This is a genomic window from Rhodoferax sp. GW821-FHT02C08, assembly GCF_059421805.1.
The window spans coordinates 71,137-84,355 of sequence record NZ_JBWKVR010000014.1 but is presented as its reverse complement, the minus strand read 5'-3'; the positions used below and the strand labels follow the sequence as shown (position 1 = coordinate 84,355).

Annotated in this window: 13 protein-coding genes; 7 read left to right on the top strand and 6 right to left on the bottom strand. The window is 64.5% G+C overall.

Going from position 1 to position 13,219, the window contains the following annotated elements; translation table 11 throughout:
• The first annotated feature begins 4 nt into the window (after positions 1-4).
• Positions 5-1,288 carry a flagellar hook-associated protein FlgL gene (gene flgL / locus AC07VY_RS17335; protein ID WP_495098509.1) on the top strand — a complete coding sequence of 428 codons (1,284 nt, stop codon included), beginning with the start codon at positions 5-7 and terminating at the stop codon, positions 1,286-1,288.
• 10 nt (positions 1,289-1,298) lie between these two features.
• Positions 1,299-2,519 carry an EAL and HDOD domain-containing protein gene (locus AC07VY_RS17330; RefSeq protein WP_495098510.1) on the top strand — a complete coding sequence of 407 codons (1,221 nt, stop codon included), beginning with the start codon at positions 1,299-1,301 and terminating at the stop codon, positions 2,517-2,519.
• Between the two features lie 193 nt (positions 2,520-2,712).
• On the opposite strand, the gene AC07VY_RS17325 is transcribed toward AC07VY_RS17330, so the two are convergent.
• From AC07VY_RS17325 to AC07VY_RS17315, 3 genes are read right to left on the bottom strand one after another with little or no spacing between them, the layout of a single operon-like run.
• Complete coding sequence (locus AC07VY_RS17325) at positions 2,713-3,807, bottom strand: gamma-glutamyltransferase family protein (RefSeq protein WP_495098511.1); 1,095 nt, start codon at positions 3,805-3,807, stop codon at positions 2,713-2,715.
• 38 nt (positions 3,808-3,845) lie between these two features.
• On the bottom strand, positions 3,846-4,739 hold the full coding sequence (locus AC07VY_RS17320; protein ID WP_495098512.1) for an amino acid ABC transporter substrate-binding protein: 894 nt from the start codon (positions 4,737-4,739) through the stop codon (positions 3,846-3,848).
• A gap of 33 nt (positions 4,740-4,772) precedes the next feature.
• Complete coding sequence (locus tag AC07VY_RS17315) at positions 4,773-5,189, bottom strand: VOC family protein (RefSeq protein ID WP_495098513.1); 417 nt, start codon at positions 5,187-5,189, stop codon at positions 4,773-4,775.
• Positions 5,190-5,351: 162 nt separating this feature from the next.
• Between AC07VY_RS17315 and AC07VY_RS17310 the strand changes: the two genes are divergently transcribed.
• Entirely contained in the window at positions 5,352-6,242 is an 891-nt protein-coding gene (locus AC07VY_RS17310; RefSeq protein ID WP_495098514.1) for a LysR family transcriptional regulator, read from the top strand.
• A 65-nt stretch (positions 6,243-6,307) separates the two neighbouring features.
• Here the strand turns inward: AC07VY_RS17310 and AC07VY_RS17305 are convergent, their stop codons facing one another.
• The 3 genes from AC07VY_RS17305 to AC07VY_RS17295 form a co-directional block, all read right to left on the bottom strand.
• Positions 6,308-6,547, bottom strand: a complete 240-nt coding sequence (locus AC07VY_RS17305; protein WP_495098515.1) for a hypothetical protein — start codon at positions 6,545-6,547, stop codon at positions 6,308-6,310.
• A gap of 266 nt (positions 6,548-6,813) precedes the next feature.
• Positions 6,814-7,803, bottom strand: coding sequence for a TraB/GumN family protein (locus tag AC07VY_RS17300; RefSeq protein WP_495098516.1), 990 nt, complete (start codon positions 7,801-7,803; stop codon positions 6,814-6,816).
• 12 nt (positions 7,804-7,815) lie between these two features.
• Positions 7,816-9,222 carry an aminotransferase-like domain-containing protein gene (locus AC07VY_RS17295; protein WP_495098517.1) on the bottom strand — a complete coding sequence of 469 codons (1,407 nt, stop codon included), beginning with the start codon at positions 9,220-9,222 and terminating at the stop codon, positions 7,816-7,818.
• 152 nt (positions 9,223-9,374) lie between these two features.
• Between AC07VY_RS17295 and AC07VY_RS17290 the strand changes: the two genes are divergently transcribed.
• From AC07VY_RS17290 to AC07VY_RS17275, 4 genes are all read left to right on the top strand, one after another.
• Positions 9,375-10,304 (top strand): DMT family transporter, encoded by a 930-nt coding sequence (locus AC07VY_RS17290; protein ID WP_495098518.1) that lies wholly within the window; start codon positions 9,375-9,377, stop codon positions 10,302-10,304.
• A 17-nt stretch (positions 10,305-10,321) separates the two neighbouring features.
• Positions 10,322-10,912 carry a LysE family translocator gene (locus AC07VY_RS17285; protein ID WP_495098519.1) on the top strand — a complete coding sequence of 197 codons (591 nt, stop codon included), beginning with the start codon at positions 10,322-10,324 and terminating at the stop codon, positions 10,910-10,912.
• Between the two features lie 65 nt (positions 10,913-10,977).
• Positions 10,978-12,150: an aminotransferase-like domain-containing protein gene (locus tag AC07VY_RS17280; protein ID WP_495098520.1), complete on the top strand. Its 1,173-nt coding sequence runs from the start codon at positions 10,978-10,980 to the stop codon at positions 12,148-12,150.
• 76 nt (positions 12,151-12,226) lie between these two features.
• Positions 12,227-13,162, top strand: coding sequence for a PhzF family phenazine biosynthesis protein (locus AC07VY_RS17275; RefSeq protein WP_495098521.1), 936 nt, complete (start codon positions 12,227-12,229; stop codon positions 13,160-13,162).
• Positions 13,163-13,219: the final 57 nt, after the last annotated feature.

The following is a 13,219-nucleotide window of genomic DNA, read 5'->3' as shown; positions in this document are numbered from 1 at the left end:
TTAGATGAGCAACAGCTTCACCCGTCTGGGCTCCGCCAACGGCTACGACCAGGCCCTGCGCAACCTGAGCAACCGCTATGCCCAGCTCTCGTCGCTGCAAGAAAATGTGACCTCCGGCAAGAAGATCCTGCGCGCCAGCGACGACCCCACCGGAGCCGGCCAGGCCGAGCGTGCCACCACCCGCATTGAACGCATCAAGACGGAAGCCCGCGCCCTGAACAACCAGGTCAGCTCCATCAGCCAGGCGGAGTCCACCCTGGGCAAAGCAAACGACCTGCTCACCTCGTTCCGCGACCTGGTGGTACAGGCCGGCAACGGCGCCAACAGCCCGACCGAGCGCGAAACTATCGCCAATCAACTCAGCAGCATCCGCGATGAGCTGCTGACCCTGGCCAACACCAAGGACAGCAACGGCATGCCGCTGTTCAACGGCCTGGGCAGCACGGCCACGCCGTTCCAGACCAGCGCCGACGGCGTGGCCCCGGACCCCGACTACAACTTCAACGGACTGCCGGGCCAGACCTCAGCCACCACGGTCGCCATCCCCTACGCACTGGATGGCCGCGCCACCTGGATGGATGTGCCGCAAGGCAATGGTGTGTTCAACATCAGCTTGGGCAGCACCAATACCGGCACCGCGTTTTCCGATGTAGGTACGGTGGTGGATGCCACCACCGCCGCCGCCCAGGGCACCGACTACACCATCAATTTCACCGCGCCCGTGGCCCCGGCCACCGGAGCCACCACCTACACGATCACCAACAACACCACTGCCACGACCTCGGCGGCCCAGACCTACACGGCCGGCCAGACCATCACCATGGGGGGCATCTCCACCGTGATACGCGGCACCCCCGCCAATGGCGACTCTTTCGAGGTGAATGCCAATGTGCTGACCGACCGTCCCAGCATCTTCAGCGTGCTGGACCGAGCCATCACCTCCATGTTTGCCAAGAACTCGGCGGGCGTCACCACCACCACCGGCGCCACCAGCACCGATGCCAACTTCAACCAGGAACAGGCCATCTCCCTGGCGCAGATCGACAACAGCCTGGCCAAGATCAGTGCCAGCCGCGGCCACGCAGGCGACCTGCTGAACCGAGCCGACCGCATCACCGACGCGCAAACCCTCAAGTCCACGCAGGCCGAGACCGACCGATCCAACGCGGAAGACATCGACATGTACGCCGCCGTGGCCGACCAGAAGAACCAGCAAACCGCCTACCAGGCCGCCCTGCAGTCCTACGCCTCGATACAGAAGCTGTCCCTGTTCAACTTCATCAGCTGAGCCCCATGCCATGAACGCCACCGTGCTGGGCAGCGTCAGCCTGGGCTACCGGCCACTGTGGGACCGGCGCCGCTCGCTGTCGGCAGTGCAGTTGCTCATAGAAGCGCGGCCCGACACCACCGTGGATGCAGGCCACCTACTCGCCGCCCTGCAGGAACAGGGCGACGCCAGCACCCCGCCCTGGCTGCTCTCACCCAACTCACCCGAGCTGCTGCGCGACCTACTGGACCAGACCAGCTCCAGCCGGCACTGGATAGAAGTGCGCGGTGACTGGCTGCAGGCCCCCGCCATCAGCGACCGCGTGCAGCGTGCGCAGCGGCGCGGCCTGCGCATGGTGTGGCGCGGCGAGGCCGATATGCTGCCCGGTGGCGCGCTGGAGCGCTGCTTTTTCACCCACCTGCTCTACCTGTCGCCCCAGGCCGCGCTCAGTGCTTTGCAAGCCGCTGCACGCAAGCGGGCCGGTGCCCAGGGCGCGCTGCACAGCCCGGTGCAAGCCGGTCAAATCTACGAAGGCATTGCCAGCCGCCTGCTGATGGAGCATTGCCTGGACCAGCAAAACGCCGCCGCGCTGCTGGGCTGGCCGGACGAAGACATCCTCTACGCCCTGCAGCACAAGGCCACCGGCCCGGACCGCCAGGCCGTGCTGCAAATGATCCGCGCCGTGGACGAAGACCGCAGCACCGAGCACATCGAAGCCCTGCTGTGCGCCGAGCCCATACTCACCTTCCGCTTCCTGGCCTACGCCAACTCGGCCTCCGTGGGCCTGCGCAACACCATCGAGTCGGTGCGCCACGGCCTGATGATGCTGGGCCTGCAGGCGCTGCGCCGTTGGCTGTATGAAATCCTGCCCGGCGCCTCCAGCGACCCGAATCTGCGGCCGGTCAAAGCATCCATCGTGCTGCGCGCCAAGCTGATGGAGCACCTGATGCACGCCGGCGCCGAGCAGGAGCTCAGCCGCGAGATCTACCTATGCGGCCTGTTCTCGCAAATCGATGTGCTGATGGGCGAGCCCCTGGGCACGGCTCTGCACCGGGTGCCACTGTCCAGCCGCATCTACGCGGCCACACTGCACGGAAGCGGCCCCTACGCCCCCCTGCTGCAGATTGCCTGCGCGCTGGAAAACGGCCACGGCACCGCCACCCGCGCACTCTGCCACCAGTTGGGCATGCCGCTGGAAGACGTGAACCGCGCCCTGCTGCGCACCCTGGCCGCGCTGAAACTCGCCGTCTGAGCTGACCCGTGCACCGAGGTGGCGCCTACTGCGCTAGCCATGGATCTAAAAAATAGATACAAAAAGCTGCTCCGGCGCAGGCATTATCTGTGCCGCAAGCTATACAAAACATAGCAGTCTAAAACGGTCCATGGCATGGGTAATGGCCAGCACCAGAGTCGAATCCCGCGACTTTGCTGGTTCCGTTTCTGTGTCAGTACGCGATCACCGACTTCCCCCGACCCCGAGGATCGGAGGCAGCTGTGGGCCTACCGATAATGACTTGGATTGCCTGTACGTCCGTACTAAAAGCCCACGTCGATACCGAATACCCGCGCCCCACCAGCTCTGCAACGAGCTCCGCGGGCAACGGCGAAGACGGCTCACCTTCAATGACGCGCTCCTGGGGCAGTTGGCGATGAAAGCGGCGGCTACGCACTGCCGTTTCCACGTCCATGCCGTAGTCATACATATTGGCAAGTACTTGGTACACCGAAGTGAAGATGCGGGAACTGCCGGGCGTGCCGACCACGTCCACAGGTTTGCCATCTTGGAGCACGATGGTGGGCGACATCGACGACAAAGGCCGCTTGCCTGGCGCGACGGCGTTGGCGTCTCCTCCCACCACGCCCAGCGAGTTGGGTTGGCCCGGCACGGTAGCGAAATCGTCCATTTCATCGTTCAGCACGAAACCTGCGCCGCGAACGACCACACCGCTGCCATAGGGCATGTTCAGCGTGTAGGTGTTGGAAACCGCGTTGCCCCATTTGTCGATGATGAAAAAATGCGTCGTGTGCATCTTGGGCGCACCCGGCTTGGCGTCTTGCGTCGGTGTAATCGCCGCAGGATTGACCTCGGCGGTGCGGGCGGCGATATACGCCGGGTCCAGCAGGCCTGCCACGGGAACATCGGTAAAAGCCGGGTCGCCCAGATACTGCGCCCTATCGGCAAACACCCGCTTCATCATCTCTGCGTTGAGGTGGATGTATTGGGCACTATTGACCGGAACACCTGCAAACAGGGTGTTGGACAGCGCAGATTTCATCCCCAGCAACTGGACCAACGCGATACCGCCAGAGCTTGGCGGCGGTGAACCCAGTACCGTCATCCCCTTCCACTGCATGGCCAAGGGCTCACGCCACACCGGCGCGTAGGCGCGCAAGTCGGCCTTGGTGATGATGCCTTTCCCGCCGTCTTGCGCCATCGCAGCCACCAGCAGGTCCGCAGTCATGTCTCGGTAGAACTCTGCCGCACCACGGGCCGAAATACGCTCCAGCGTGGCGGCAAGCTCCGGCTGCTTGAACAACAAACCCGCGGAAGCGCATGGGGCGTCTACCTGACGCTGGCTCAGTGCGCCACGGCGTACTCTTCCGTCGGCTTGTCGTTGGGATTGGCCCAGGCGGCTTTGGTCGCCTGGGAAGCTGGCAGGTTGATGGAAGCACCCGTCGGAGGAACAGACTTCATGAACCATTTGTCGTAGATGGTTGCGATCTCGCCGCTCTTCATCAGTCCGCGCAAAGTGTTGTCAATGCTTTGCTTGAAAGCGGCATCGCCTTTACGCACCATGATGGCGATGGGCTCGACCCCCAGCACCTCCCCCACAATCTTGTAGTCGGCAGGTTTGCGCGCGTTGGCGATGTTTCCGGCCAGCACCTGGGCATCCATCACAAAGGCATCGGCGCGTCCTGACTCCAGGTTGAGCAGGCTTTCAGCGTGGTCCTTGCCAAACACCTCCTGGAACTCCACACCCTGGGCACGCTGGTGCTTACGCAACACCTGCACGCTGGTCGTTCCACTGGTGGTCGCCACCTTTTTACCGTTCAGCTGGCTGATCGACTGGATGCCGGAGCTGGCCTTGACGGCAATCCGAATCTCTTCAACGTAGGTGGTGACGGCGAAGGCGACCTGCTGCTTGCGCGTCGCGTTGTTGGTGGTGGAGCCGCACTCCAGGTCGATGGTTTCGTTCTGCAGCAAAGGCATGCGGTTGGTGGAGGTCACCGGAAGGTAGCGAACCTCCAGCTTCGCAAGGCCCAGCTGCTTCTGGATGTCGGCCAGTGCACGTTGGCACAGCTCAACATGAAAGCCAACGTACTGCTCCTTGCCCAAGGTGTACGACAGCACGCCGGACGAATCCCGCACGCCCATCGTGACGGTCCCCGTCGATTTGATTTTCTGCAGTGTGTCCGCCTGCGCAGCGAATGCCGCACAGGCCGCAATAAGAGTCAGAGCCAGAGTTTTCATGGTTTTTCTCGTGGGGCGGTCGTCGGTCGGGGCTTACTTGGCGAAGAGCTTGGTGATATCGCCAAATGCCTTGATCTCGAGGGCATTGCCAGAGGGGTCCAGAAAGAACATGGTGGCCTGTTCACCTGGCTCACCCTTGAAGCGGACGTAGGGTTCAATGATGAATTCGACGCCCTCTGCCTTCAGTCGGGCCGACATGGTGTCCCAGTCCGCCATGGGCAGCACGATGCCGAAATGGCGGCAGGGCACACCATGGCCATCTACCGCGTTGCGTTGGGCCAGGCCGGTTTCGCTGGGGGCCAGGTGCGCAACGATCTGGTGGCCGTAGAAGTTGAAGTCAATCCAATCGTCGGAAGCACGCCCTTCGGGACAGCCCAGCAAACCACCATAAAAGCGACGCGCCAGGGCGAGGTCATGCACCGGGAAAGCCAGGTGAAACGGGGAGAGCATCGCAGGATTTGTTTGGGGATTTTGCATTTTTGACCTTGGTGGTGAGGAAAGATGCGCAAGTGTGAATCCCGCGTGAAAATAATAATATCAATATATATTTATCCTGAGTACAAATATTTTTTGTGATTGGTTGCAGCCGATCCATCACCCTGGAGTTGACGCATGATTCGCGAACTCAAGACCTTCATCGCAGTGGCAAGACAGGGCACATTTGCTGCGGCGGGTGAAGCCATTGGCCTCACGCAGGCGGCGGTCAGCGCACAGATGCAGCGGCTAGAGACTGAGCTGGGCTTCGCACTTTTCGACCGCACAGGGCGATCGGCGCGGCTCAATGCGATGGGACAGCAGACGCTCGACCGGGCGCAGGAGCTGATCCGCCTCTACGGCGACCTCGGCTCACGCCAGAAGGGCCGGGCGGCGGCGGTATTCGTCCGCATCGGAGCAATTGCATCGGTGCAAAGAACCCTGCTGCCCGACGTGCTGGCCAAATTCCACAAGCAGTTTCCGGATTGCCGCTCTCGCGTGATTCCGGGTTTGTCGATGGATTTGGTGAACCAGGTGGATGCCGGGGATATCGACATGGCGGTGATCATCCGCCCGCCTTTTTCGCTGCATTCGGACCTGCGCTGGACCACGCTGTCACGCGAGCCATTCCGCCTGCTGGTACCCCGCGCGGTGGAGGGCAACGACTGGTCCGAACTGCTGGCCAGCCAGCCGTTCGTACGCTACGACCGCGCCTCATTCGGCGGCAGGCAGGTTGACCGCTTCTTGCGTGCAGCACATCTGCATGTGCAGGAGGTCTGCGAGGTGGACGAGCTGGAAGCCATCGTGCGCCTGGTGGCGAATGGGGTCGGCATCGCGCTGCTGCCGCAGACCAGCACCAACCGGCGCTGGCCCGCCGCAGTGCGCGCGATCAATCTGGGGCAACACACCTTCCATCGGGACATCGGCATGGTGCACCGCGCCCGTCGCAGCATGGACGAGACCGCCCAACATCTGGCCGATCTGGTAGCTGCTGCTTACGGCGAGCCCCCATCTGGCGTCGAGGCATAAAAAGGCACTTGGGGGATGTTATGCATAACTCCCTGCTATCCGTGGCAACACGGACTCGGGCGGTCTTAATGCAAAAAGCTGGGCGGTGCGTCGTGGGACGACTTGAACTTGTCCTGCCAGCCGGCCCGCGAATGGGACTTGGCCGGGGAGTTCTTGGCACGCCGCTCCACCACGGGGCGCGACTGCTCTTCCTGCAGCCGCTTGTCCAGCTCGGCCTTGAGCTGCACCACGACCGCATCGCCCTCCCCATAACGGCTGCGCAGGTCATCCAAAAGACTATCCAAGCCAAATGCGTGTGTGGGCATAAGTCCACTCCCGTGAAAAGTAGCGGGCTTGAGTGTAGGTTGGATACCCCAGCCCATGGGTAACAAACTGCAGCCCATGCTACCGGTACCGCACCCAACTCTGCAAAACTTGATGCGCATCAAACTGCGCACATGGGTGCCCTACGCTACGCTTGAGGTCTACGAAAAGACATGGAAAAAGCACCTCTAGCGCAGGGAATACAGGCGCAATAAGCTACATAATTTATAGCAAAACCAGCCGACATACGCACCATGTCTGCCGCAGCTTAATTTTTGCCCGCAGAGCCAAATGCCACGCGCTGCACCCGGTAGCCATGCCGGGCCATCCAGGCCGGAATGCCGGTAGGGCCCACCATGTGCAGGCTGCCGACCGCAGCGAAGACAGAAGTACCCTGCCCATGCAGGCGGTCTATGGCCTGCGCCATGCCGAGGTTGCGGTCGTCCAGCAGGGCTTTCATTGTGCGGCGCTCGCGGTCGTTCGCTGGAGCGCATTCGCACCAGGCCTTGTAGGCCTGCAAAGTGGCGTGGTCGCCCTCGTCCCACATGCGGACCATGCGCAAGGTGATACGGCGCACCTTGCCAGAAGCCATATCGTCCAATTGCTCCTGGACGCCCTCGTTTCGCTCTTCTGCATTGGCGGCCAGCAGCAAGCGCACCTGGTCTTGCGGTGTTTCCAGCCCCACCACCGGCATGGCGCGCGCGTGGGCGATGGCGGCCAGCTGGACGTCTGCGCCCCAATCTCCCGAATATCCGTCGGCGCGCAGCATGCCAATGTCCAACATGGTCACCTGCATTTCCGGCGCAAACATATCGCTCAAAGCCGGGGGCAGGCAGGCTTGGGCCACCGCTTGGCGCAAACGCGCCTCCAAGGCGGGCGCCAGCATCTGGTCGGGCTGGCGCGCCAAGCCTGCCATCAGGGCCTGGATGGTGGCGGGCACAGCGTCCATTTCCAGCGCCAACTGCTGGCTCGCGTCCAGCGCGGCCTGGGTCTGTGGACCTGGCCGGGCCCAATCGGGTTTGCCTATATGCATGGTGCCGTACAGGTAGGAGGTGTGGCCGCCCTTGCTGATACGCCACAGAAAACCACGGTCGCGCGCCGGGCTGTCTGGCATGGCCACCAGGGGTGGGTAGCGGCTGGCACAGTCGGCGGGCGGTTCGCCTGCGCTGGACGGCTGGGCCCAGGCCAGCAGCGGAGCCATCAGGCAGGCCGCCAAAGCGGCACAAAGGATACGGGGCAGCGGAAGGCTTAAAGACATCGCGCCAGCATATCAAGCGCCATTGCGCACCCGCTCGAACACCCGCCAAAAGGCCGCGTCCTGCGTGCTGGCGAAGTTAATGCGCATCAGGCTGCTGGGCGGGCGCGCCAGATGGAACAGCCCACCCGGCGCCAGCATGTAGCCCACGTCCAGCATGCGCTGCGACAAGGCGTCGGTATCCACCCCGGTATCCACCCAGCCGAACAGGCCCGCGGGTTCGGACGCAAACGTGCAGCCCGCCGCCAGCGCCAGGCGCACGCTGCGGGTGCGGGCCTGGTCCAGCCGGGCACGTACGCGCTCGGCATGGCGGCGCAGCTGGCCCTGGTCTATGCACCAGGCCAGCGCCTTTTCCAGCAAAGCCGGGGTGGTCAAGGTGGCCAGCAGCTTGGTGTCCAGCAGGCGCTCGACCAGCGCCTCGGGCGCAGCCAGGTAGCCCACGCGCCAGCCCGGCGCCAGAATTTTGGAGAAACCACTGGCGTACAGCGTGCGCTGCAGGCCGTCCAACACGCACAGGCGGGTGGCGTGCTCGGGCGCCAGGTGGCTGTAGGTGTCGTCCTCGACGATGTAGAAGTTGTGTGCATTGGCCAGCGTCAGCACCCGGTGCGCTGCGCCCGGCGTCAGGCAGTAGCCGGTGGGGTTGTGCAGCACGCTGACGCTGACGAACAACTTCGGGCTGTGTGCCTCACAGTAGCGCGCCATCACCGCCAGGTCCGGCCCCTCGGCGCTGCGCGGCACCGGCAGTATGCGCATGCCCATGGCCGCCAGCCGGGCAAACTCCACCGCCCAGCCTGGCTCCTCCACCATCACATAGTCGCCGGCGCGCAGCAAAGCGCGGCTAACGATGTCCAGCGCGTGGGTCGCACCCACGGTGGTGATGATCTGCTCGGGCGCGGCCGGTATGTGCAGGCCGGCCAGCTTTTGCGACAGGGTCTTGCGCAGGCCCAGGTCGCCCGCCGGCTCGCCGTAGCGCAGGGTGAAGTCGGCCGTGCCGGCCGCCACGCGGCGCACCGCGGCGGGCATGAAGTTGTTGACCAGCCAGTCGGGCGGCAGCACACCCATGCCGGGCTGGGGCTTGTCGCTGTCGCCATGGAACATGCCGCGCATCAGAGCGGCTGCATCAATGGGCCGGCGTGCCACCCGGCTTGCTCCTGAATCCGTAGCATCTGGCGCAGATAAATCCTGCGCCTGCGCCGTTTCTCGCACATAAAACCCGCGGTTTTTGCGGGCCTCCACCAGGCCCAGGGCCAGCAGCCGGTCGTAGGCCGCCACCACGGTGGAGGCGCTGACCTGGTGCTGCTGCGCACACTGCCGCACCGAGGGCAGGCGTGCCCCGCCGGCCAACAGGCGGCTGCGTATGCGCTCGGCGAAATGGCTGGCGAGCTGCTCGGTCAAAGACTGGGATGCGGCTTTCATGAGCATGGAGAGCCCCTTTCCAAAGACGGTGGCAGACAGCAAACCCAAGTCTGTGCTGCTTTTTCTATCAATACAGTTCAAAAACTGACGCCACAAAGTGTACTGCTAGTGTGCTGGTATTGCCACTACATTGAATGTCCACTCCGGGCCTAACCACCATGTCCACCCTGCACAGCACCGTACTGCACACCGCACCTACCCCGCTCAGTGCCGCCGAGCGCCGCGGCCTGTGGCTGGGCCTGCTGGGGGTGGTGATTTTTGCGCTGACCCTGCCGATGACACGCTTGGCCGTGGGCACGTCGGCCGACCCGCAGATGTCCGGCGTGTTCATCGCCATGGCCCGCGCCGCAGCCGCTGGGCTGCTGTCCATCGCCTTCCTGCTCGCCACACGGGCACCGCTGCCGCAGCGCGCGGACTGGTGGCCGCTGGCCCTGACCGCCTCGGGCGCGGTGTTCGGCTTTCCGCTGCTGACCTCCATTGCCATGCGGCATGTGGAAGCGGTACACGCCAGCGTGATCGTCGGCGTGCTACCGCTGACCACCGCCGCCGCCGGTGCGCTGCTGCACCGCCAGCGCCCGTCCAAAGGCTTCTGGCTGTGTGCTGCCCTGGGCAGCGCGCTGGTGGTGGGCTTTGCGATGCTGCGCTCGGGCAGCGGTTTGTCCATACAGTCCGCCGATGTACTGCTCTTGCTGGCCATGTTGTTCGGCGCCGTGGGTTATGGTTTTGGCGGCCTGCTGTCGCGGCGCATGCGGGCTGACCACGTGATCTGCTGGGCCCTGGTGATCTCGCTGCCGCTGACCGTGCCCGGCGCGGCGTTCACCTGGCCAGCGGCCGCGCTGCAGCCCACCAGCTGGCTGGCATTTGGCTACCTGGCGGTGTTCTCGCAGTGGCTGGGCTTTTTTGCCTGGTACCGCGGCCTGGCGCTGGGCGGTACGGTGCGCGTCAGCCAGGTGCAGCTGGTGCAGCCGTTCTTGAGCATGCTGTTCGCCGTGCCGTTGCTCGGTGAGCGCCTGGATACGGTAACGGTGGGTTTCGGGCTAGCCGTCATCGCCGTGGTCTTCATCGGCAAGCGCATGCCGGTGCGTTGATTGTTGAAAGAAGCTTTATGACAACCCAACTCTTCTTTGCGCTGACGCTGTTTGCCTTCGTCAGCTCCATCACCCCCGGTCCGAACAATCTGATGCTGCTGGCCTCGGGCGTGAACCACGGTTTTCGTGCCACGCTGCCACACATGGCCGGGGTGTCGATCGGCTTCTTTATTCTGCTGGCTGCGGTCGGCCTGGGTCTGGGTCTGCTGTTTGAACAAATACCGCAGCTCTACCTGGTGCTGAAGTGGCTGGGCACGGCCTATCTGCTGTACCTGGCCTGGGGCGTGGCCACGGCCGGCGCGCCCAAAGACGCCGAGGCCAGCCACCCCATCAGCTTCTGGGGCGCGGCCGGTTTTCAGTGGGTCAACCCCAAAGCCTGGGTGATGGCGGTGGGCGCTTTCAGCAGCTATGTGCCAGCCCACAGCAGCCACGCACTGGTCGTAGCTGCGGCCGCCTGGTTTGCGATTGTCGGCATCCCCGCCATCAGCCTGTGGGCCTTCTCGGGCAGCCGGCTGCGCCACTGGTTGCGCATACCCCACTACCGGCGACTTTTCAACGGTTTGATGGCAGTTTTGCTGGTCGCTTCGCTCGCACCCATGCTGTCCTAGCCGACAATCCCTTTCCAACTACGCGTAAAAACCTGCCGCGCTGTGCGGCACCTTGAAAGAGCACCATGAGCATCCCCGCGAACCCCTGGCATCTGGCCGCCCGCACCGAGAAAATGAACTCTTCGGTGATCCGTGAAATCCTCAAGGTGACTGAACGCCCCGGCATCATCAGCTTTGCCGGCGGCCTGCCCTCACCCAAGACCTTCCCCGTGGCCGAGTTCGCCGCCGCCTGCGAAAAAGTGCTGCACGAAGACGGCCGGGGCGCGCTGCAATACGCCGCCAGCGAAGGCTATGGCCCGCTGCGCGAGATCGTCGCCGCCCAGCTGCCCTGGAATGTGGAAACCTCCCAGGTACTGATCACCACCGGCTCGCAGCAAGGCCTGGACCTGCTGGGCAAGGTGCTGATCGACCCGGGCAGCAAGGTGCTGGTGGAGACGCCCACCTACCTGGGCGCGCTGCAGGCCTTCGCCCCCATGGAGCCCAAGGTGGTCAGTGTGGCCAGCGATGACGAGGGCGTGGACCTGGACGACCTGGCCCGCAAGGCAGACAACGGCCGATTCTTCTACGTGCTGCCCAACTTCCAGAACCCCACCGGCCGCACCATGACCGAAGCCCGCCGCGCCGCCTTGGTGGAACGCGCCGCCGCCCTCGGCCTGCCCCTGGTCGAAGACAACCCCTACGGCGACCTGTGGTTCGACGCGCCGCCGCCCGCGCCGCTTACCGCCCGCAACCCAGACGGCTGCGTCTACATGGGCTCGTTCTCCAAGGTACTGGCGCCCGGCCTGCGCCTAGGCTATGTGATCGCCCCCAAGGCGCTGATGCCCAAGCTGCTGCAGGCCAAGCAGGCCGCCGATCTGCACAGCCCCAGCTTCAACCAGCGCATGGTGGTGGCGGTGATGCAAGACGGCTTCCTGGCCCGCCACGTGCCGACCATCCGCACGCTGTACAAAGCCCAGCGCGATGCCATGCTGGCCGCCATGGAGCGTGAAATGCCCGCCGGCGTGACCTGGAATACGCCCGACGGCGGCATGTTCCTGTGGGCCCGCCTGCCCGAAGGTATCCACGCCGTGGACCTGCTGCCCAAGGCGGTGGACCAGGGCGTGGCCTTTGTGCCCGGCAGCGCGTTCTACGCCGACCAGGCCGACCCACGCACCCTGCGCCTGTCCTTTGTGACGGCCAGCGTGGAACAAATCAATATCGGCATCAAGGCCCTGGCCGCGGCCATTCGCGCCCTCTAAACTCACACCCAATCCCCCTCTCCCCCGGCGGGGGGGACTGGGGGACACCACCGACAGCCACTCTGAAACACCCGCCATGTCCGCACTACAACGCCCTTTCCAGCAAGTCGATGTTTTCACGCCCACCCCCTACCAGGGCAACCCCCTGGCGGTGGTGATGGACGGCACAGGTCTGAGCGAGGCGCAGATGCTGCGCTTCGCCAACTGGACCAATCTGTCAGAGACCGCCTTTCTGCTGCCACCTACGCCCGAGGGCCGGGCCGCTGGCGCCGACTACCGGGTGCGCATCTTCAGCCCCATCGACGAAATGCGCTTCGCCGGCCACCCCACGCTGGGCAGCTGCCACGCCTGGCTGCAAGCTGGCGGCCAACCCCGGCAGAGCGGTGTGGTGGTGCAGGAATGCCAGGTCGGCCTGGTGCGCATCCGCCGCCGCGACAGCCGCCTGTTCTTTGCCGCACCGCCTTTGAAGCGCAGCGCACCCAGCCCCATGCTGCTGGCCCAGCTGGCCGCCGCCCTGGGCTTGAAGGCGCGCGACGTGGTGGCCGCGCAGATGCTGGACAACGGCTCGCCCTGGCTGGGCCTGCTGCTGGACAGCCCGCACACCGTGCTACAGCTCAAGCCCGACCAGCTGGCGCTGAAGAACCTGGGCCACAAAGTTGGCGTGGTGGGCATCTACCCCACGGAAGACGCGGCCCCACCGCTGATAGTGCGCTCCAACCGCGAGGCCCGCGCCTTTGGCAAGACGGCCCCGGCCAGCGCGCCCGAGCCGCATCTGGAAGTGCGCGCCTTTGGCGCCCCGGTGGGCATCCTGGAGGACCCGGTCACCGGCAGCCTGAACGCCAGCCTGGCCCAGTGGCTGATCGCCGACGGATACGCACCCGAGGAATACCTGGTGTCCCAAGGCACCTGCCTGGACCGCGCCGGCCGCATCCACATCGAACGCGATGCGCAGGGCCAGGTGTGGGTCGGCGGCGAGTCGGTCACCTGCGTGAACGGCAGCGTGTTGCTCTAGCCAAACGCTAGGTTTTTAATAGCTGCTTGCGCAGGCAATACCTGCGCTGGCGGCCTT